The organism is Microbacterium ginsengiterrae, from assembly GCF_014205075.1.
Classification (GTDB): domain Bacteria; phylum Actinomycetota; class Actinomycetes; order Actinomycetales; family Microbacteriaceae; genus Microbacterium; species Microbacterium ginsengiterrae.
Genome location: NZ_JACHMU010000001.1, coordinates 2,806,844 through 2,826,968, shown reverse-complemented (window position 1 = coordinate 2,826,968; position 20,125 = coordinate 2,806,844). Strand labels below are relative to the sequence as shown.

Annotated in this window: 17 protein-coding genes; 10 read left to right on the top strand and 7 right to left on the bottom strand. The window is 68.1% G+C overall.

Going from position 1 to position 20,125, the window contains the following annotated elements:
• Positions 1-58: 58 nt before the first annotated feature.
• Together lpdA and HD600_RS13720 are read right to left on the bottom strand one after the other, a co-directional pair.
• Positions 59-1,432, bottom strand: a complete 1,374-nt coding sequence (gene lpdA, locus HD600_RS13725) for a dihydrolipoyl dehydrogenase (RefSeq protein WP_184284323.1) — start codon at positions 1,430-1,432, stop codon at positions 59-61.
• The gene (locus HD600_RS13720) at positions 1,429-2,904 is read right to left on the bottom strand and encodes a leucyl aminopeptidase (protein WP_184284321.1); all 1,476 of its coding nucleotides are present in this window, start codon (positions 2,902-2,904) and stop codon (positions 1,429-1,431) included. The genes lpdA and HD600_RS13720 overlap by 4 nt, the downstream gene beginning before the upstream one ends.
• A 102-nt stretch (positions 2,905-3,006) precedes the next feature.
• Here HD600_RS13720 and HD600_RS13715 point away from each other — a divergent pair, with 102 nt between their 5' ends.
• The 4 genes from HD600_RS13715 to murJ all read left to right on the top strand — a co-directional run bounded on the left by HD600_RS13715 (position 3,007) and on the right by murJ (position 7,690).
• Positions 3,007-3,951 carry a proteasome assembly chaperone family protein gene (locus HD600_RS13715; RefSeq protein ID WP_184284319.1) on the top strand — a complete coding sequence of 315 codons (945 nt, stop codon included), beginning with the start codon at positions 3,007-3,009 and terminating at the stop codon, positions 3,949-3,951.
• A 159-nt stretch (positions 3,952-4,110) separates the two neighbouring features.
• The gene (locus tag HD600_RS13710) at positions 4,111-5,349 is read left to right on the top strand and encodes an RNA polymerase sigma factor (RefSeq protein ID WP_184284317.1); all 1,239 of its coding nucleotides are present in this window, start codon (positions 4,111-4,113) and stop codon (positions 5,347-5,349) included.
• Complete coding sequence (locus HD600_RS13705; RefSeq protein ID WP_184284315.1) at positions 5,349-6,041, top strand: coenzyme F420-0:L-glutamate ligase; 693 nt, start codon at positions 5,349-5,351, stop codon at positions 6,039-6,041. Before HD600_RS13710 ends, HD600_RS13705 begins: the two co-directional genes overlap by 1 nt.
• Positions 6,042-6,097: 56 nt before the next feature.
• Entirely contained in the window at positions 6,098-7,690 is a 1,593-nt protein-coding gene (gene murJ / locus HD600_RS13700) for a murein biosynthesis integral membrane protein MurJ (RefSeq protein WP_144796218.1), read from the top strand.
• A gap of 231 nt (positions 7,691-7,921) precedes the next feature.
• Here murJ and HD600_RS13695 read toward each other — a convergent pair whose 3' ends face one another.
• On the bottom strand, positions 7,922-8,956 hold the full coding sequence (locus HD600_RS13695) for a sugar-transfer associated ATP-grasp domain-containing protein (protein ID WP_184284307.1): 1,035 nt from the start codon (positions 8,954-8,956) through the stop codon (positions 7,922-7,924).
• Between the two features lie 90 nt (positions 8,957-9,046).
• Here HD600_RS13695 and HD600_RS13690 point away from each other — a divergent pair, with 90 nt between their 5' ends.
• The 3 genes from HD600_RS13690 to HD600_RS13680 are packed head-to-tail and all read left to right on the top strand — an operon-like array spanning position 9,047 to position 11,801.
• A complete protein-coding gene (locus HD600_RS13690; RefSeq protein WP_241731686.1) occupies positions 9,047-10,078 on the top strand; it encodes a sugar-transfer associated ATP-grasp domain-containing protein in 1,032 nt (343 codons plus the stop codon).
• On the top strand, positions 10,075-10,764 hold the full coding sequence (locus HD600_RS13685) for an alanine racemase C-terminal domain-containing protein (protein ID WP_184284303.1): 690 nt from the start codon (positions 10,075-10,077) through the stop codon (positions 10,762-10,764). The genes HD600_RS13690 and HD600_RS13685 overlap by 4 nt, the downstream gene beginning before the upstream one ends.
• On the top strand, positions 10,752-11,801 hold the full coding sequence (locus HD600_RS13680; RefSeq protein ID WP_241731685.1) for an alanine racemase: 1,050 nt from the start codon (positions 10,752-10,754) through the stop codon (positions 11,799-11,801). The genes HD600_RS13685 and HD600_RS13680 overlap by 13 nt, the downstream gene beginning before the upstream one ends.
• A gap of 36 nt (positions 11,802-11,837) precedes the next feature.
• Here HD600_RS13680 and HD600_RS13675 read toward each other — a convergent pair whose 3' ends face one another.
• Positions 11,838-12,056 carry a DUF7455 domain-containing protein gene (locus HD600_RS13675; protein WP_144796215.1) on the bottom strand — a complete coding sequence of 73 codons (219 nt, stop codon included), beginning with the start codon at positions 12,054-12,056 and terminating at the stop codon, positions 11,838-11,840.
• A 181-nt stretch (positions 12,057-12,237) separates the two neighbouring features.
• Here HD600_RS13675 and HD600_RS13670 point away from each other — a divergent pair, with 181 nt between their 5' ends.
• Positions 12,238-14,316, top strand: coding sequence for a DNA gyrase subunit B (locus HD600_RS13670; RefSeq protein ID WP_184284301.1), 2,079 nt, complete (start codon positions 12,238-12,240; stop codon positions 14,314-14,316).
• 87 nt (positions 14,317-14,403) lie between these two features.
• Here the strand turns inward: HD600_RS13670 and HD600_RS13665 are convergent, their stop codons facing one another.
• On the bottom strand, positions 14,404-16,848 hold the full coding sequence (locus HD600_RS13665) for a DNA gyrase/topoisomerase IV subunit A (protein WP_184284299.1): 2,445 nt from the start codon (positions 16,846-16,848) through the stop codon (positions 14,404-14,406).
• A 94-nt stretch (positions 16,849-16,942) separates the two neighbouring features.
• On the opposite strand from HD600_RS13665, the gene HD600_RS13660 reads away from it, so the two are divergent.
• Entirely contained in the window at positions 16,943-18,019 is a 1,077-nt protein-coding gene (locus tag HD600_RS13660) for an alkaline phosphatase family protein (protein WP_184284297.1), read from the top strand.
• 2 nt (positions 18,020-18,021) lie between these two features.
• Here the strand turns inward: HD600_RS13660 and sepH are convergent, their stop codons facing one another.
• Entirely contained in the window at positions 18,022-19,062 is a 1,041-nt protein-coding gene (gene sepH / locus HD600_RS13655) for a septation protein SepH (RefSeq protein ID WP_184284295.1), read from the bottom strand.
• 197 nt (positions 19,063-19,259) lie between these two features.
• Between sepH and HD600_RS13650 the strand changes: the two genes are divergently transcribed.
• Positions 19,260-19,553, top strand: a complete 294-nt coding sequence (locus HD600_RS13650; RefSeq protein ID WP_144796210.1) for a DUF4193 domain-containing protein — start codon at positions 19,260-19,262, stop codon at positions 19,551-19,553.
• Between the two features lie 93 nt (positions 19,554-19,646).
• On the opposite strand, the gene HD600_RS13645 is transcribed toward HD600_RS13650, so the two are convergent.
• Positions 19,647-20,111: a DUF3093 domain-containing protein gene (locus tag HD600_RS13645; RefSeq protein ID WP_241731684.1), complete on the bottom strand. Its 465-nt coding sequence runs from the start codon at positions 20,109-20,111 to the stop codon at positions 19,647-19,649.
• Between the last annotated feature and the right edge of the window lie 14 nt (positions 20,112-20,125).

Genomic DNA, 20,125 nt, shown 5'->3' with positions numbered 1-20,125 from the left:
CTCCTTCAAGAATGTGTGTGACAGTTCAAGCTTAGTGACACTGAACACCGGTTGGTGTTCAGAGGGCGTGCAGGGGTTTTCCGGCGAGGGCGAGGAACGCCTCGCCGAGTGCCTCGCTCTGGGTGGGGTGGGCGTGGATGAGCGGCGCGATGTCTTCCGGGTGCGCCTCCCATGCCACGGCGAACTGCCCCTCGGTGATCAGCTCGCCGACCCGATCGCCGAGCAGGTGCACGCCGATGACGGGCCCATCCTTCAGCCGGACGACCTTGACGACGCCGGTCGTGCCGATGATCTCGCTCTTGCCGTTGCCCGCCAGGCTGTACTCGTAGGAGACGACGGCATCGGCGCCGTGGGAGTCGACGGCCGCGGCCTCCGACACCCCGACGGAGGCGACCTCAGGGTTGCTGTAGGTGATCTTGGGGATCTGGGATTCGGGGACCGGAGCGGGGGAGAGGCCCGCGATGCGCTCTGCGACGGCGATGCCCTGCAGGAACCCGCGGTGGGCGAGCTGCAGTCCCGGCACGATGTCGCCGACGGCCCAGACATGGGGGACGCCGGTGCGCAACTCGTCGTCGACGGTCACGAACCCGCGATCGAGGGTGATCCCGGCCTCCTCGAAGCCGAGATCGGCGGTGACGGGGCCGCGCCCGACGGCGACGAGGAGATAGTCGCCCGTGAACGTCTTGCCGTCCTCGAGCGTCACCGTGACGCCGGCATCGTCCTGCGCGGCCGATTGGAAGCGCGTTCCGAGGGAGTACTGGATGCCGCGACGACGGAACGCCCGCTCCAGTCCCTTGCTGAGGGTCTCATCCTCGTTGGGGACGAGATGCGGAAGTGCCTCGATGATCGTCACTTCGGCGCCGAACGAACGCCAGACGCTGGCGAACTCCACACCGATCACGCCGCCGCCGAGCACGAGGACGCGCTCAGGGACGACGTCGAGTGCGAGAGCCTGCTCACTGGTGAGGATGCGACCGCCGATCTCGAGCCCCGGGAGGGTGCGGCTGTACGACCCTGTCGCGAGCACGACGTCGGTGCCGGCGTACACATCGTCTCCCACGGACACGGTGCGGTCCGCGTTGAGGCGACCCGTCCCCGCGACGGTGGTGATGCCCCGCGCCTTGACGAGGCCCTCGAGGCCCTTGTACTTCTTCGCGACGATGTTCTCCCGGTACGCCGTCACACCGGAAGGGTCGATCCCCTCGAACGTCGCGCCCACACCGACGTCCGCCGCATCTCGCACGTGGTCGGCGACCTCCGCCGCGTGCAGGAGGGCCTTCGTCGGGATGCAGCCGCGGTGCAGGCAGGTGCCGCCGACCTTGTCCTTCTCGATCAGGGCGACGGTCTTGCCGAGCTCCGCGGCGCGCAGCGCTGCCGCGTAGCCTCCACTGCCACCTCCGAGGACGACGACGTCGAAGGTGTGCGTGGTCATCGGGCCTCCTCGGCGCGTGCTTCGGCGAACGCGACGAGGGAACGTACCGTCGCCCCCGTGGCGCCCTTGTCGGTGAACCCGTACGGCGCGCTGCCGTTCTCGGACGAGCCGGCGATGTCCAGGTGCACCCAGGGGATGCGCGGCGAATCGTCTCCGGCGGTACGGCCGACGAATCGCTGCAGGAAGAGCCCGGCGAACATCGACCCGCCGGCACGATCACCCATGTTGGCGTTGATCATGTCAGCGATGGGGGAGTCGAGAGAGTCCTCCATGTATTCCGGAAGCGGAAGCGGCCACGCGAGCTCATCGGCGGTCTCGGCCGCGGTGAGGTACTCGGCGACGGCCTCGTCCTCGCCCATCACACCGGTGTGCCGGTGCCCGAGGGCGACGAGGATCGCGCCGGTGAGAGTTGCCACGTCGAAGATCACGTCCGGCTTCTCACGGCTGGCCGCGACGAGTCCGTCGGCGAGGACCAGGCGCCCCTCGGCATCCGTGTTGAGGACCTCGACGGTCTGACCGTCCAGCATGCGCAGAACGTCGCCGGGGCGGGTGGCGCTGCCGGAGGGCATGTTGTCGGTGATGCACATCCACGCCGTGACACGGACGGGCAGACGGAGCGCGGCGATGGCGCGCAGGGTCGCGAGAACCGTCGCCGACCCGGCCATGTCGAACTTCATGCCCACCATGGATGCCGCGGGCTTGAGTGAGAGGCCACCGGTGTCGAACGTGATGCCCTTGCCCACGAGGGCGATGTGGGAGACGGCTTCCGCCGGCGCGTAGTCGAGCCGGACGACGCGCGGCGGACGGGCCGAGCCCTGGGCGACACCGAGGACGCCGCCGAAGCCCTGGTCGGCGAGGGCCTTCTCATCGAGCACCTCGACGGAGACATCGAGGTCGGCCACGGCATCCACCGCGCTCTGGGCCAGGCCGGCGGGGCTCTGCCATTCCGCGGGAACGGACACGAGGTCCTTCACCAGCGCGAGGGCCTCGCCGAGCACGCGCGCCCGCTCGATCTGCTCATCGGACACGTGGGAGCTGTGCAGCGTCACGGACGTCGCACGGGTCTTGCCGGCCTTCGAACGGTAGCCCTCGAAGCGGTAGCCGCCGTACGCCGCACCCTCGGCGGCCGCGGCGGCGAACTCGTCGAGCGGGCCGGCGATCGCCAGCGCGACGCTGTCGAATCCGGTGAGCGATCGCAGGGCGGTTCCCGCGGCCTCGCGGACGGATGCGGCATCCGCGGCCTTGCCTGCACCGACGACCGCGAAGGGCAGGGAGGTGATCTCAGGGGCGTGCACCCGGGCGAAGGATGATGCGCCACCGGTGAATCCGATCGCCGTCAACACGTCCTTCAGGCCCGGATAGGGCTCCAGAGAATCGGGGAACGCCTCGAGTTCGGGGACGATGAGCACTGCGGCGTCGGCAGCGCTTCCGGGAAATGGTTCGGCGGTGTGCGAGAGCGCAGGAAGCGTCATGCATCCATCCTAGGCACCGGACCCCCTGGGCGCCCGAACCTTGTTCGCTGTGAGCATGACCGCGGCGCCCCCGGTGCACCGCGGGGCTCGTAGCATGGAGACATGCCCGTCTCCGGAGAGCTGTACGAACGTGTCGCGAATGCACCCGCCGTCCCGCAGGGTCTGCCGCTGGTCATCCTGCTGACAGGATTCACGGATGCCGGAAGCGCCGTCTCCGGTCTCATCGATCATCTGCGCGATGTCTCCGACCCGCAGCCGGTCGCCGTCTACGACAACGATCTGCTGTTGGACTATCGCGCACGCCGCCCTCTGTTCGTCTTCGAACAGGACCACCTCACGGAGATGCGGCCGGCGCGGCTCGAGCTGTCCATCGCGCACGATGCCCTCGGGCAGCAGTTCCTCCTCCTGTCGGGGTACGAGCCGGACTTCGCCTGGAACGCCTTCTCGCAGAGCGTCCTCGACTTCGCCGAGGAGTTCGGCGTGTCCGGTGTGACCTGGGTGCACGCCATCGCGATGCCTGTGCCGCACACCCGGCCGATCAGTACGACGGTGAGTGGCAACCGCAAGGAGATCACGGCGAGCCTCTCCGTCTGGCGGCCGCGCACGCAGGTTCCCGGTACTGCGGGGCACCTGCTCGAGTACCGGTTCGCGGAGCGCGGCGATCGCGTGGTGGGCTTCGTCCTGCTCGTGCCTCATTACCTGGCAGAGACGGAGTACCCGGAAGCGGTCATCACGGCGGCGGATCGCGTCATGGGGGCGACGGGGATCGTCCTCGGCCTCGACGAACTCCGGGCGGCGCGCGAGGAGTACCTCACCAAGGTCGACGACCAGGTGCAGGGCAATGATGAGCTCCGCCAGATGGTGCAGACGCTCGAGAACAGGTACGACGCCTATATGGCCGGCCGCGATCCTGACGACATGGATCCGTACGACGAGGGCGGTTTCGACGAGCGCGATCTGCCGAGCGCCGATGAACTCGCCGCGGAACTCGAGCGCTACCTCGCCACCCGCCCGCCGGGGGACGACGACAAGAGATCACGCTCCTGAAACGACTTCCCTGCGGATGCGACCCCTTGCGCAATCGTGTGCGATACTGGTAATCCGACCCGTTGTCAATGTCCCGTGCCCAGGCTCAGGACTTGACAAGGGTCTTACTAGTGTCCGAAATGTCCCGGGGTGGTCGCGCCGCCCCGTGAAAGGCGAAACGTGACTCCTGCCGCGACCAAGAACACCCGGACGAAGAAGACCGACCCCGACGCCGAAGCCGTCGAGGTCGAAGACACCGCTGCCGCGAAGAAGCCGGCGGCGAAGAAGCCTGCTGCCAAGAAGGCCGCCGCCAAGAAGGCGCCGGCCAAGCGCAAGAAGGCCGACGAGGACGACGTCGTCGAGGACGGCGGCGAGCCCGTGGCCGAGGAGGCCGAAGAGGAAGAGAAGAAGCCGGTGTTCACCGAGCCGCTTCCCACCGGCGCCATCGTCCTGACGACGAAGGACGAGGACGATGTCCCCGTCTACTCGACGCAGATCACCGGCGCGACGGCCGACCCCGTCAAGGATTACCTCAAGCAGATCGGTAAGGTCGCCCTGCTGAACGCGGCCGAAGAGGTCGAGCTCGCGATGCGCATCGAGGCCGGTCTGTTCGCCGAGGAGAAGCTGTCGAACATGTCGGCGGCCGAGAAGACGAGCCAGCTCGGACTCGACCTGCAGTGGGTCGCCCGTGACGGACAGCGTGCGAAGAGCCACCTGCTCGGCGCTAACCTTCGTCTGGTCGTCTCCCTCGCGAAGCGCTACACGGGCCGCGGAATGCAGTTCCTCGACCTGATCCAGGAGGGCAACCTCGGCCTGATCCGTGCGGTCGAGAAGTTCGACTACACCAAGGGCTTCAAGTTCTCGACCTACGCCACCTGGTGGATCCGGCAGGCGATCACGCGTGCCATGGCCGACCAGGCCCGTACGATCCGTATCCCCGTCCACATGGTCGAGGTCATCAACAAGCTCGCCCGCGTGCAGCGTCAGATGCTCCAGGACCTCGGGCGCGAACCCACTCCGGAAGAGCTCAGCCGCGAGCTGGACATGACGCCGGAGAAGGTCGTCGAGGTGCAGAAGTACGGCCGCGAGCCGATCTCGCTGCACACACCTCTCGGTGAGGACGGCGACAGCGAATTCGGTGACCTCATCGAGGACACCGAGGCCGTCGTCCCGGCGGACGCCGTCGGATTCACGATGCTCCAGCGTCAGCTCGAGCAGCTGCTGGACTCGCTCTCCGAGCGCGAAGCGGGAGTGATCCGCATGCGCTTCGGTCTCGGCGACGGACAGCCCAAGACGCTCGACCAGATCGGCGACACCTTCGGTGTCACGCGTGAGCGCATCCGCCAGATCGAGTCCAAGACCATGGCCAAGCTGCGCCACCCGAGCCGCTCGCAGTCGCTGCGGGACTACCTCGAGTGATGCAGGCGAACGAGGGCAAGGCGCTCGAGACGAGCGTCGACGGTCGCAACTACGCCCGTATCCCGTTGCGCACCCGTGTCGTGATGCCCGAGGACGACCTCGACGCCATCATCACCGAGTATGCGGCCGAGGCCGTGCAGCCGGGGGACCTGCTGTTCGTCACGGAGAAGATCGTGGCGATCACGCAGGGGCGTTCCTACCGACTCGACGAGATCACGCCGCGCAAGCTCGCCTTGTTCCTGTCGAAGTACGTCACGCGCACGCCGTACGGCATCGGACTCGGCATGCCCGAGACGATGGAGATGGCCCTTCGCGAATGCGGTACTCCGCGCATCCTGTTCGCGGCCGCCGTCTCGGCGGTGACGAAGGCCTTCGGACGTAAGGGCGACTTCTACCGCATCGCCGGTGACAAGGCCCGCGCGATCGACGGTCCGACCAAGCACACCATCCCTCCCTACAACGAGGCGGTCGTGCTCGGTCCGAAGAACCCGCGCCAGGTCGCCGCGCACGTCAAGGCACTCATCGGCGGTACCGCCGACGTCGCCGTCGTGGACATCAACGACCTCGGCGGGAACATCCTCGGGTCGACCCTCGACAAGGCCGGCGAGCAGCGCCTGCTGCGCATCCTCAAGGACAACCCCCTCGGCCAGGGACGCGAGTCCACGCCGATGGGCATCATCCGCACCGTCTGAGATCGCTCCGTCCGACGCGGATCGCGGACGACGGACGCGGAGGGAAAGCACCAGGTATGGGACTCGGTCGCGCCAGCGCAATGATCGCAGCGGGTACGCTCACGTCCCGCATCACGGGGTTGCTGCGCACGGTCGTGCTGATCTCCGCCGTCGGCGCGATCGGTCAGGCCGGCGACGCCTTCGCGACCGCCAACATGCTGCCCAACAGCATCTACCAGGTGATCTCGGCGGGTGTGCTCACCGGAGTCATCGTGCCGCAGGTCGTCCGCGCCACGGCACAGAAGGACAGCGGACACGCCTTCCTCGCGAAGCTGCTCACACTCGGAGCCGTTCTCGTGGGCGGCATCACCGTCGTGGCGTTCTTCTGTGCACCTCTGCTCGTCAGCCTGTACGCCTCCGCGGGGTACTCCCCGGAGCAGCACGCGCTGGCGACGCAGTTCGCCTACTGGTGCATCCCGCAGCTGTTCTTCTACGGCATGTTCGCGCTGCTGGGCGAGATCCTCAACGCCCGCCGGATCTTCGCCCCTTACGCCTGGGCGCCGATCGTCAACAACATCGTGTCGATCGCGGGTTTCCTCGTCTTCATGATGCTGTTCGGCTCGAACCTCACCGACGTCGCCGAATGGAACCCGCTCATGGTCGCCGTGCTCGCGGGGACCGCGACGCTCGGGATCGTCGGGCAGACGGTGGTGCTGGTGTTCTTCTGGCGCCGGGCGGGCATCCCGCTCCGGTTCGACTTCCGCTGGCGGGGGATGGGCCTGGGCCACATGCGTACGCTGGCCAAGTGGACGTTGCTGACCACCCTCATCGGTCAGGCCGTCGGCATCGTACAGACGCAGACGCTCTCGGTCGCATCGGGCGATCATCCGTCGGTGTTCGCATCGCAGAACGCCTGGCTCGTGTACATGGTCCCCTACTCGATGATCATCCTCGCGATCGGGACACCGTACTTCACACGGATCAGCGAGCACGCTGCAGCCAAGCGCGACGCCGAACTGCGCGGGGACATCGCGCAGTCGATCCGCGTGCTGGGATTGTTCGTCGTGATCGCCACCGCTGCCGTGGCCGCCGCCGCCGTCCCCGCGTCGCGCGTCTTCAGCAACGGGGCGCTGGAGGCGACACTGATCGCTCCGGTGCTGCTCGCGTTCCTGGTCAGTCTGCTGCCCATGGCGGTGCTCTTCATCGTGCAGCGCACGTTCTACGCGTATGGCGACGCACGAACGCCGTTCTTCTTCACCGTGGTCCAGGCCTCACTGGTCCTCGTGTTCACACTCGTGGTGGCGTTCTCGGTGCCGGTCGAATGGCGTGCGGCGTCGGTGGCCCTGGTGCAGGCGTGTGCGGGAATCGTGCAGACGGTGCTCGCCACGATCCTGCTGCGCCGGAAGATCGGACCGCTCGGGCTCGGCAGCACCTGGGCTGCCCTTGTGAGGTTCATCATCATGGCGCTCCCGGCCGGCGCCGCCGGTTACGGTGTGTACCTGCTGAGCGGGGGAGCGGACGGCTGGATGCTCCAGGACAAGCTCTGGGGTGCGCTCGGCGCCGCGGTGATCGCTGCCGTCGCGGGCGCCGTCTACCTGCTGCTGCTGTTCGTGTTCCGTGCTCCCGAGCTCAAGGTCGCGATGGACACGGTCCGCCGTCGCCGGGGTTGAGGCCGGCTTCGACTCGCCTGCGGCTCGCTCACCCCGTTTCGTCTCGCTGCGCTCGCTCAACGTCCCGCGATGTGGGCGTCCGCTCGCTCACCCCGTTTCGTCTCGCTGCGCTCGCTCAACGTCCCGCGGTGGGGGATATGCGGGGCGTTGAGCGGAGGGCGGAGCCCGCAGACGAAAGGGGCTGAGCGAGGAGCGCAGCGACGAGTCGAAGCCGTCTCCCGCGACAGAGACTCAGCGTCGGTTGTCGACGATGTCGGCGCCGATGGCGTCGCGGTAGCGGTACAGCAGGCCGGTGCGGATCCCGGACGCCGACGGCTTCATCTGGAACACGCTGGAGTTGTGGTTCGCCTCGATGAGGGCAGGGCCCTCCGGTGTGATCGCGATGTCCCAACCGACGTACGGCACCGTGGGGAGGAGCTTCGCCGCCTCGGCGATCATCGAGACGACTTCCGGGTAGAACGGCACCCGGGTGCCCGCGATCGTCGTGCCGGTGACGGGGTGCTCCCGGTAGATGTTCGACTGCTTGTCGACGCCCGGATACAGAGCGACGCCGTCGTCATCGAGCATCGTGAACATCCCGCCGGAGGCGAAGTTGTCGATCACGGCGCCGTTTCCGATGCGCAGCACGGATGCGATGACGTGCAGCTCGCCCTGCGGGTCGCGGTACGTGATCATGCGCACGGTGTTGACACTGTCCGGGTACACGGCGTTGAGATCGTCGTGCTGGGTGAGCACCTGCTCGAGAAGCGTCTGGTCCTTCTCGATGCGCTCGGCGCGCCAGGCTGCGACGTCGGAGATGTCGGCGGTGTCGAAGATCGCGATCCCCGCGCCGCCTTCACCGGCAGCCGGCTTGGCGATCACACGAGCGTGCCGACCGAGGAACGCGGCGAGCTCGTCGTCGGAGACGGCAGCGGCGTCGAGCCACTCCCGCCGCACGAGATCGGCGAAGTCGGTGAGGAAGCGGGCCTTGTCGCCGAGGATGACCTTCGAATCCGGGCCGTTGAGCGTCTTGTTCAGACGGAACGCCTTGGGATGCGTCATCCACGTGGCACGTTCGCGCGCCTTCAGGATGCGGATGTCCCACACGACGTAGTCGCGGAACCCCATCTCGTAGCGGACGGAGCACCACAGCATGTCTCCGATGATCACGGGGAGAGGTGCCTTCGAGACCCGCTTGACCTGACGGGCGAGTTCAATCAACTGCGTCGGATTCAGTCGCCGTGCCCGGTCGAAGAGATACCGAACGCGTAAGCGCTTCTGGTCCACCAGGCCAGGCTAACACGCTGCGGTCCCAGGGCCCCGACGGGCGGAGTGACTACGATGGGATGTCGGACCGTCCATCTCGAAAGGGTCGTTTTGTCTCGAGACGTCGCGCTCACAGCGCGCCTGAAATACATCCTGAAGCGACTGCGATCGTTCGACGTCGGCAGGGTGTGGTCGTTCGCCACCCAGATCGCGAAGGAGCAGGACAAGTGGGCCCCGCGCATCTTCGTCGACATGCTCGTGTGGGCCGCCTTCCACGACACGGCCTACATCGACTACTACGAGGCGGACTTCGCGCTGTTGACCAAGGCGGAGCGGAAGACGTTCATGACCTCGCTCGTCCAGCATCACGTGGCGCAGGCGCTGAATGACCGCACGGACGTGCTGCAGTTTGAGAACAAGCTCACCTTCAACAGGCGCTTCTCCGAGTACCTCGGGCGCGACTGGATCGACCTCGACGAGGTGGATGCCGACGGCTTCCGCGCGTTCGCCGAGAAGAATCCGGTGTTCATCGCCAAGACCCCGGTCGGGCGAGAGGGCAAGGGCGTCTTCCGGTACGACGCCGCAGAGGTCACGGATTGGAACGCGTTCCGCGACGAGCTCCGCGACAAGGGGCAGCGCCTCATCGAGCAGCGCATCGTCCAGCACCCGTACCTCGCCGAGTACTGCGAGGGGACGGTCAACACCACGCGCGTGGCGACCTTCTTCGACGGCGAGAAGGTCCACGTGCTGATGGCGGCCCAGAAGTTCGGCCGTGGAGCGGTGAGCGACCAGTTCACCTGGGGCGGCTTCTTCACCATGATCGACGAGAGCGGCAAGTCGTTCGGTCCCGGCCACACCGGGAAGCACAAGTCCCGCTACGAGACGCACCCCGACTCCGGACGCTCGATCGTCGACTTCGAGGTGCCGATGTGGGATCAGGTCGTCGACCTCGTCACCCGCGCGGCTCAGGAGGTCCCCACCGTGCCGTACGTGGGCTGGGACGTCGCCGTCACGCCCGACGGACCCGTGCTCATCGAGGGCAACTGGACGCCCGGCCTGTATGAGACGCGGGTCAGTGCGACCGGCATCCGTACCGGCAGCCGAGCGCGGCACCGTCCGGTGATCGAGGCCAGCAGGAAGTGACCGCGTCCGGCAGTCTTCCGCGCGCGGTGATCTCGCTGAGTGCGCTGCGCGAATCGGCACGCGTCGCGGCCGAGGCCGGAGGCGAGACCGCCGACCTGCGTGCTGACGCGTTCGGCCACGGTGTTCGGCAGACGGCTCTCGCGGTTCGCGATGCGGGCATCCGCCGCATCGTCGTGGAGGACCCGCAGCTCGCGGCCTCTCTCGCCGAAGACGGCGTCGAGGTACTGACCGATGCGGAGCCGGACATCGACAGCGCGATGCTGTACGGGCTGCCGGGCTCGGGCCGTCGCCCCGCGATGACCCTCACGGGGCGGATGCTGTCGCACAAGCCACTGCGCGCAGGCGAGTCGGTCTCCTACGGATACACCTTCACGGCAGAACACGACACCACCATCGCGCTCGTCACCGGTGGGTACGCGCAGGGCATCGTGCGCGCGTTGGGCAACCACGCGCAGGTGGCCGTCGGCGCGCAGCTGAGGCCCATCGTGGGACGGGTCGCGATGGACGTGTGCGTGATCGATCTGCAGACGACGGATGCCGCCGGCGGACTCGGCGGCGAGGTCGTGTACTTCGGCGCCGGCCCCGCCGTCGACGAGCTGCAGACGTGGACGCAGGTGACCGGCCTGCGGGCGACGGAACTCGTCGCGGTCGTCGGTGCGAAGGCGGTGCGTGAATGGACGGACTGATGACACCGGTCCTCGAGCTCTCCACCGGACGGCTCGTGCGCAACGTCGCGGCGGTGCGACGCCGCATCGCGCCGTCGGTTCTCATGCTGGCGATGAAGGACGATGCGTACGGCCACGGCGTCGAGTGGGTGCTGGACGCACTGTCCGCGGATCCGGCGCTGGACCGCTTCGGCAGCTTCGACGTCGAGACGGGGGAGCGTGTGCGCGCGCGGCGTCCGCACGCCCGTGTGTTCGCATGGGCGACGTCCACCGATGGGGAGATCGCGCGGGCGCTGGACGCCGGCCTCGAGCTCGGTATCGGAGACGAGGACTACCTGCGCCGTGTGCTCGCCGTCGCCCGGGACCGGGAGCGCACCGCTGCCGTGCACCTGAAGATCGACACGGGTCTGCACCGCAACGGCGTGCGCCCCGAGCGCTGGCCGGCGTTCGTCGCGGAGGTCGATGGCGCTCAGCGCGCCGGACTGCTCCGGGTGGTCGGGCTCTGGAGCCACCTCGCCGAAGCCAGCGATGCCGAGGACGACGCGGCAGCCGGTGTGTTCCGCCATGCACTCGAAGTGCTCCGTGCGGCAGGTATCGACCCGGCCGACACGCACCTCACGGCATCCGCGGCGTCATGGTGGCGTCCGGAGCTGCGGGCGAGCGTGTGCCGCATCGGAGCGTTCTGCTACGGCATCCGGTCAGCCGACGGCCCGGAGATCCCCGGGATCGGCCCGGTCGCGACGCTCAGCGCACCTGTGATCGACGCACGCGCGGACACCGTCGACGTCGGTATCGGGGCCCTGCACGGCTTCCCGTCGAACCTCGTCGGCGCGCCCGTCGGCACCCCAGCGGGGCCGCGAGCGATCCGCGCCATCGGTGACACCCGTATGACGGTCGACGCGTGGAGCGGCGCCTCGCGAGGCGATGCGGTCACCATCTTCGGCCCGGGTGATCACGGCGAGCCCGACGCCACGGCTCTGGCGGAGCGGATCGACACGGTCGGCGAGGAGATCGTGACAAGACTGACACCCGCGGTCAGAAGAATCGCGACCCGCTGAGTCAGCGGATCGCGATTCGGGATGTCCTGGTCGGCGTCAGACGGCGTCGACGAGACGAGCCGTCTCGTCGTGCCACGACGTGGCGATGCTGCGCAGCTTCTCTTCGTACTTGCGTCCGTGGTGTGCGCAGAACAGCAGCTCGGAGCCGTTGACCTCTGCGGCGATGTACGCCTGCGCTCCACAGGAGTCACAGCGGTCCATCGCCGTCAAGCGGTACTCGACCATGGAGGTGTCACGTTCGGTTGTAGCGTTCATCTCGGTGCCTCCTCGGGTATCGGCGTCCGTTTTCGAATGTGCTCAATACAACCACGGTCTGCTGTGAGTCATACCCGGAAGGCGGCGTGTTTCGCTCAGCGCGTACGCGCGTGCGGCCGGGCGGCACGATCGGGGAGTGTCTGCAGGCCTCGTGGCGAGGCGGCGAATAGACTTGATCCTTGTGACCGCCGAGTATTCCGCCCATCATCTCCAGGTGCTCGAAGGACTCGAAGCAGTCCGTAAACGACCAGGCATGTACATCGGGTCGAACGGTTCGCCCGGGCTCATGCACTGCCTCTGGGAGATCATCGACAACGCCGTCGACGAGGCCGTCGCCGGCAACGGCACCAGGATCGAGACCATCCTCCACCCCGATGGCAGCGTCGAGGTGCATGACCGCGGACGCGGTATCCCCGTCGACGTCGAGCCCCGCACCGGCCTGACGGGTGTCGAAGTGGTCTTCACGAAACTCCACGCCGGCGGCAAGTTCGGCGGGGGTTCGTACGCCGCATCCGGTGGCCTCCACGGCGTCGGCGCCTCCGTCGTCAACGCGCTCTCCGAGCGGCTCGACGTCGAGGTCGACCGCGGCGGCAAGACCTACGCGATGTCGTTCCACCGCGGCGAGCCGGGGATCTTCGCGGATTCCGGCGAGAAGCGACCGGATGCGAAGTTCACGCCGTTCGAGAAGAGCAGCGAGTTGCGGGTCATCGGCAAGGCTCCTCGAGGCGTCACGGGAACGCGCGTGCGCTACTGGGCCGACCGTCAGATCTTCACGAAGGATGCCGAGTTCAAGGTCGGCGAGCTCGAGATGCGCGCGCGTCAGACGGCGTTCCTCGTCCCCGGCCTCGAACTGGTGATCCGGGACGAACGCGAGGAGGAGGTCAAGGAGACCTCGTTCCACTACGAGGGTGGGATCTCGGAGTTCGTCGACTACCTCGCGGTCGATCCGCCGATCACCGACACCTGGCGGATCCAGGGGTCGGGCACGTTCAAGGAGACCGTGCCCGTCCTGCAGCCGGACGGACACATGGCCTCCACGGAGGTCGAGCGGGAGTGCCGGGTCGATCTCGCCATGCGATGGGGTACCGGGTACGACACCGTCACGCGGTCGTTCGTCAACATCATCGCGACTCCCAAGGGCGGCACGCACCAGCAGGGCTTCGAGCAGGAGTTGCTGAAGGTCCTGCGAGCGCAGGTCGAGCAGAACGCCCGCCGGCTGAAGGTCGGAAACGACAAGGTGGAGAAGGACGACGTCCTCGCCGGCCTCACCGCGGTGCTCACGGTCGAAGTGCCGGAGCCGCAGTTCGAGGGCCAGACCAAGGAGGTCCTCGGCACTCCGGCCGTCCGACAGATCGTCGCTCAGGTGCTCCGCAAGGAGCTCGGCGCCCGGTTCTCCTCCACCAAGCGCGACGACAAGAACCAGGCCAGCCAGCTCCTGGACAAGGTCGTCTCGGAGATGAAGGCGCGCGTGTCCGCCCGTGCGCACAAGGAGACCCAGCGCCGCAAGAACGCACTGGAGTCGTCGTCCCTGCCGGCGAAGCTCGTCGACTGCCGATCCAACGACGTCACCCGCAGCGAGCTGTTCATCGTCGAGGGGGACTCGGCTCTTGGTACGGCGCGCCGTGCCCGCAACAGTGAGTTCCAGGCTCTGCTGCCCATCCGGGGCAAGATCCTCAACGTCCAGCGCGCCTCCATCGGCGACATGCTGTCCAACGCCGAATGCGCGGCGATCATCCAGGTGATCGGTGCGGGTTCGGGGCGCACGTTCGACATCGACCAGGCACGCTACGGCAAGATCATCCTCATGAGCGACGCCGACGTCGACGGCGCGCACATCCGGACGCTGCTGCTCACGCTGTTCTTCCGGTACATGCGGCCGCTCATCGAAGAGGGACGCGTGTTCGCGGCCGTACCGCCGCTGCATCGCGTCATCGTCATCAATCCGGGCTCGAAGCCGAACGAGACGATCTACACGTACTCCGAGCAGGAGCTCCACACCCTGCTGGCCAAGCTGCGCAAGCAGAACAAGCGCTGGCACGAACCGATCCAGCGGTACAAAGGTCTCGGCGAGATGGACGCGGATCAGCTCGCGAACACGACGATGGACAAGTCGGGTCGTCTTCTCCGCCGCGTGCGGATGGAGGATGCCGAGGCCGCCGGTCGCGTCTTCGAGCTCCTCATGGGCAATGAGGTCGCCCCTCGCCGCGAGTTCATCGTCGAGTCGTCCGACCAGCTCTCGCGCGAGTCCATCGACGCCTGACGCCACCCGCGCCGCGGGGCCGTCCGGCGTCGCCGTGCGAGCTCGGCGGCGGTGAGGCGCAGCCTCGAGCGCGCCGGTGCGCGGATGTCAGGCGCCGAGGACGGTACCGACGGAGCCGATGACGGCGTCCAGGACCTGTCCCGAGGCATCCCGCTTGGAGACCGGTTCCGGAAGTGTCCGTGCCGAGCCGTCCGTGCCGACGGCGACCGCGACCTGCGGACCGACCCACGCCAGACGCAGCCGGTCCTCGCCCTTGAGGAACGAGTGGGCCCGGACACCGCCGGTCGCCCGTCCCTTGGAGGGGAACTCCGTGAACATCGATGCCTTCGCGCGGCCGGCATCCGTACCAGCGATGGTGCCATCCGCTCCGGACACGGTGACCACGATCGCGTCCTCCGGTGCGGTGACCACGGCGAAGGCGACGACCTCGGCCTTCGTGGAGACCTTCACGCCGGCCATACCGCCTGCCGGACCACCCTGCGGGCGGACGGCGGATGCCGGGTAGTGCAGCAACTGGGCGTCAGAGGTGACGAAGACGAGCTCGGCGTCGTCCGGAGCACTTGCCGCGCCGACGACGGCGTCGCCGGCCTTCAGGCCGATGACCTCGGTCTCCGGACGCACGGGCAACGCCGACGGGACGACGCGCTTGACGACGCCGCCACGGGTGCCCAGCGCGAGTGGCGTGTCGTCGTCGAAGCGGATCAGGGCGACGACGCGTTCGCTCTTGTCGAGCAGCCCGATGTAATCGCGCAGAGCCACACCGGCGGAGAGGTGGACGGAGGATGACGGCACCGATGGAAGATCCACCGGGGAGAACCGAAGGACACGGCCCGCCGTGGTCACCGCGCCGATCTCGCTGCGCGTGGTGGTGGTCAGCGATGCCAGGACGGCATCGTGCTTGCTGCGTCGTGGTGCGCGCTGCAGCAGCTGTCCGTCAGCGAGGTCGACTCGGACCGCCTTCCCGGTCGTGGAGAGCACGACGACCGTGGGGCTGTCGGCGATCTGGAGGTCCACCGGCGCCTTCGAGCTGCGGGGCTTGGGCGGCGAGGCGTTGAGGAGCAGGGTGCGACGCGGAGTGCCGTACGCCTCGGCGACGGCGTCCAGCTCGGAGGCGACCTGTGCGCGCAGAAGCTGTTCGCTGCCGAGCAGTTCGCGCAGCTCGGCGATCTCGGCGAGCAACTTTTCGCGCTCCGCCTCGAGCTCGATGCGGGAGAACTTGGTGAGGCGGCGAAGACGCAACTCGAGGATGTATTCGGCCTGCGCGTCCGAGAGATCGAAGACCTGGCGAAGGCGTCCGCGCGCCTGTTCCGAGTCGTCCGAGGAGCGGATGACCTGAATGACCTCGTCGATGTCGAGGATCGCGACGAGCAGCCCCTCGACGAGGTGGAGACGCTCCTCCCGACGGGCGAGACGGAAGCGGCTGCGGCGTGTGACCACCTCGAGGCGGTGCCCGACGTAGACGCTGAGCATCTCCTTGAGGCCGAGCGTGCGCGGCTGGCCGTCCACGAGGGCGACGTTGTTGATGCTGAACGAGTCCTCGAGCGGGGTCAGGCGGTACAGCTGCTCGAGCACGGCGTTCGGATCGAAGCCCGTCTTGATGCCGATCGCGACACGGAGGCCGTGCGCGCGGTCGGTGAGGTCGTTGACGTCGCTGATGCCCTGCAGCTTCTTCGCCTGCACGGCATCCCTGATCTTCTCGATCAGTCGCTCCGGGCCCACCATGTACGGCAGCTCGGTGACGATGATGCCGGTCCGGCGGGGACCGAGCGGTTCGACGGACACCTTGCCGCGCACCCGTAGGGCGCCGCGGCCGTTGGTGTAGGCGTCACGGACGCCGTCGAGACCCATGAGGATCCCGCCGGACGGGAAGTCCGGGCCGGGGACGTACTCCATGAGTTGCTCGACCGTGGCGTCCGGATTCTCGAGCAGGTGCGTCGCGGCGGCGACGACCTCGATGAGGTTGTGCGGGGCCATGTTCGTCGCCATGCCGACCGCGATCCCGCTCGCACCGTTCACGAGCAGGTTCGGGAAGGCCGCCGGCAGCACGGAGGGCTGCTGGAACTGGCCGTCGTAGTTGGGGACGAAGTCGACGACGTCCTCATCGAGGCTCTCGGTCAGGGCGAGCGAGGGCGGAGCGAGCCGAGCCTCGGTGTACCGGGACGCGGCTGGGCCGTCGTCGAGGGAGCCGAAGTTGCCGTGGCCGTCCACGAGCGGGACGCGCAGGGCGAAGTCCTGCGACAGCCGCACGAGGGCGTCGTAGATCGCCGAGTCGCCGTGCGGATGGAGCTTGCCCATGACCTCGCCGACGACGCGGGCGCTCTTGACGTGTCCGCGCTCCGGCCGCAGGCCCATCTCCGCCATCTGGTAGAGGATGCGTCGCTGAACGGGCTTCAGACCGTCGCGAGCATCGGGCAGTGCGCGGGAGTAGATCACCGAGTAGGCGTACTCGAGGAACGAACCCTGCATCTCATTGGACAGGTCGATGTCCTGGATGCGCTCCTCGACGGGCTCGGCGGGTTCAGTGCGGGGCATGGACTTCCTGGGACGTAGCTGAGCCTGTGGAAGACTGGCTCGGGTGTCACCGATTCTACCGACCACGCCTGCGACAGCCCGGAACATCCACGGGGTGGCGGGGGACCTCCTCGCCTCGCTCGAGGGCGGAACGGGTGGGCTCGCCCCGGCACGCTCGGTCGTCGTGGTCATCGTGGACGGTCTGGGCGCGATCCAGCTTCGCGCCCATGCGGGGCACGCTCGGCACCTCTCCGCCGGCGTGGGCAAGAAGGACGTCGCGTACTCGGCCTTCCCGACCACCACGGCTGCGGCGCTCACCTCGATCCTCACCGGCGTCGAGCCGGGCCGACACGGCCTGGTCGGCTACCGCGTGCTCGACCGGAGCAGAGACCGCCTGGTCAACCTCCTGTCCGGCTGGGAATCGGATGGCATCGATCCGCACCGATGGCAGCCGCAGCCGACGGTGTTCGAGCGCGCGGTCTCTGCGGGGCGCCCGGCATACGCCGTCGGCATCGCCAGTTACGCCCGCAGCGGGTTCACGAACGCGACCCTCCGCGGAGCGACGTTCGTCTCGGCGAGGACACCGGCCGAACGCGTGGCGCTGGCCTACCAGCTCGCCTCCGACGAACCGGGTGCGCTGGTGTACTGCTACCTGCCGGAGGTCGACAAGGCGGGGCACCAGCACGGGATCGACTCGCAGGCATGGATCGCCGCCCTCGAGGACATCGATCATGCCCTCGCGCCTGCGCCGCCGCGGGGCGTCGGAGTGCTCATCACGGCGGACCACGGCATGGTCGACGTGCCCGCACACCGCCACGTGGTCCTCGCAGAGGGGGATGCTCGCCTCGGAGCCGTCCGTCACTTCGGCGGTGAACCGCGGATGCTGCACGTCTACCTCGAACCGGGCGCCGATGCGGCCGCGCACCTGGACATCTGGCGGCGCTTCAGCGAGGGAGAGGCCGATGTCCTCAGCAGGGATGAGGTGATCGCGTCAGGCCTGTACGGAGGTGAGGTGACAGCGGATGCCACCGACCGGATCGGGGATCTCGTCGTCGTCGCCCGCGGGAACCGGGCCTTCTACGACGGGACGGCAGACGACCAGCGCTCCAGGGGCATGGTCGGGCAGCACGGAGCCCTCACCCCGGAGGAGCGCATCGTTCCGTACATCCGCCGCGGGGCGTTCGCCGGCTGACGTCAGTCGTCCGTGCGTGCTCCGAAGACGATCTCGTCCCAGGACGGCATCGCGTTGCGACGGCGCCGCCGTCCACCGGCATCCTGAGGCGACTCCTGAGGTGCGGGCTTCTCGGCCGGTGCCTCTTCGGACTCCAGGGAGTCGAACAGGGCGATCGGGCTCACTGCCGGTTCCGGCGTCTCCCGCTCGTCCGCGTCCGACACGGCAGGGGCGCTCTCGCGCTGACCTCGCCGACGGCGCAGCGCCTCGAGAAGATCCGCCGTCTCGGCGCTCGTGTTCGACTCGTTCGGCGCGCGGTTGATCGCCGCGGCCTGCGCGGCCGGGTCCGAACGCTCCGGCATCAGTGGTTCGTCGACCTCTGCCTCCGGAGCCGGCAGCAGGCGGGGACCGAACGCGCCGGAGTCGAACCTGCTGTCGTCCTTGTACGGCGATTCGTGCCTGGCGCCTTCGACAGCGCGCAGACGCGGGATCAGTCCGTCAGGGAGCGAACCCTGCCGCGACAACTGACTGGCGTCGGAGTTCAACGGGGACAGAGCGCTGCGGCGCGGGTCGAAACTCCAGCGCGCGTCGTGGGAGACCTCGGCGGCGGTGAACTCGAGCTTCACGACCCAGCCGCTGTCGTCCTTCCAGCTGGCCCAGCGCTCATCGCTCGCCCCGACGTCGGCGAGCTTCGCGCGTACGGCGGCGCCGAAAGTGGGCTGCGCGTCGGGCTCGACCTCGCTGCCGATGAGGACGGGGACGGCCAGGGCCTGGCCGACGATGTGCTCGCGCTCGGCGAGCACCGGTCCCTCGAAGCGCGTGACGTGCTCGACATCGACACCAAGGAGCTCGGCGGTCTCGGCCGCGGAGAGTCCGGAGCGGATGTGCGCCTGGATCTCACGCGGGCTGACCGTGACGCGGGGCTTGTCGCCCTCGTCACGTCGGCGAGCCCGACGGATCTCTCGGTGCAGCACATCGTCGATGGCGAGCGCGAACCGCTCGCCCGAACCGGTGGCGAGGATCAGCAGGTCGTCTTCCGTGCCGACGATCGTGACGTTTTCCATGCGAATGCCCCTCTGATGGCTGTCCGTTCATGGTGTCACGCGGTGTCGGCAGAACGGGGAATACAACGGGCGCGCCGTGAGTTTCGTCAGGGACACGGACCGGCATTTGCTAATCACGTCGGCATCGTGCAAACTATGCCCGCCGCTTACCCGACGGCGCACCGCCCACTAGCACCATGAAAGTGGAGACTTACCGCATGGCAACCGATTACGACGCCCCCCGAAAGAGCGAAGACGACTCCGAGTCGATCGAAGCCCTGAAGGAGCGTGTGCCGGACAAGCTGTCCGGCACGACCGGGGATGAGGACTCGGACAACCCCTCGAGTTTCGACCTCCCCGGCGCAGACCTGTCGGACCTGGAGCTCGACGTCGTCGTGCTCCCCGCACAGCAGGATGAGTTCACCTGCATGAGCTGCTTCCTCGTGAAGCACCGCTCGCAGCTCGACCACGAGGGCGCAGATGGTCCCATCTGCAAGGAGTGCGCTGCCTGACCGCAGCACTCTTCCGACGCTCGTGTGCGCCCCGGCCGTTTCGGCAGGGGCGCATCGTCGTATCCGGGGGCCCTGCGGGCGACTCTTCCCGGATCAGACCGCTTCGGCCTCCGCGGCACGGATGGCCGCCGCGAGCCGATCGGGTGTGCGCGTCGAGATCGTCCAGCTCGTGACGGGATCCGCCGGGTCGGTGTTCTGCACCACGACGATGCCGTCGATGCCGCCGCGGATGAGATGCCACCCGCGGGCCGGGAGCTGGGCGCCGCGGGCAGCATGCGCCTGCTCGCCGCTGAGCTCGGTGACCTCGCCCAGCCACCGGGCGTCGATGTGCGCACGACCGGCGCGCAGCACCGTGCCGTCGACACGGATCGATGGTGAAGCCGCCAGCATGAGGACGATCAGCGCGACCGCGGCCGTGATCCCGATGAGGAGGGCGGGCAGCGAACCGAGCGGCGTGAGCGTGAGGCTGAGCATCGGTGCGGCGACCGCCGCCGTGACCAGCATCCACAGGCTCGGCGAGAGACGCTCGCGATAGCGGGCGGTGCGCGTGTCGGTCATGTCGTTCTGCATTA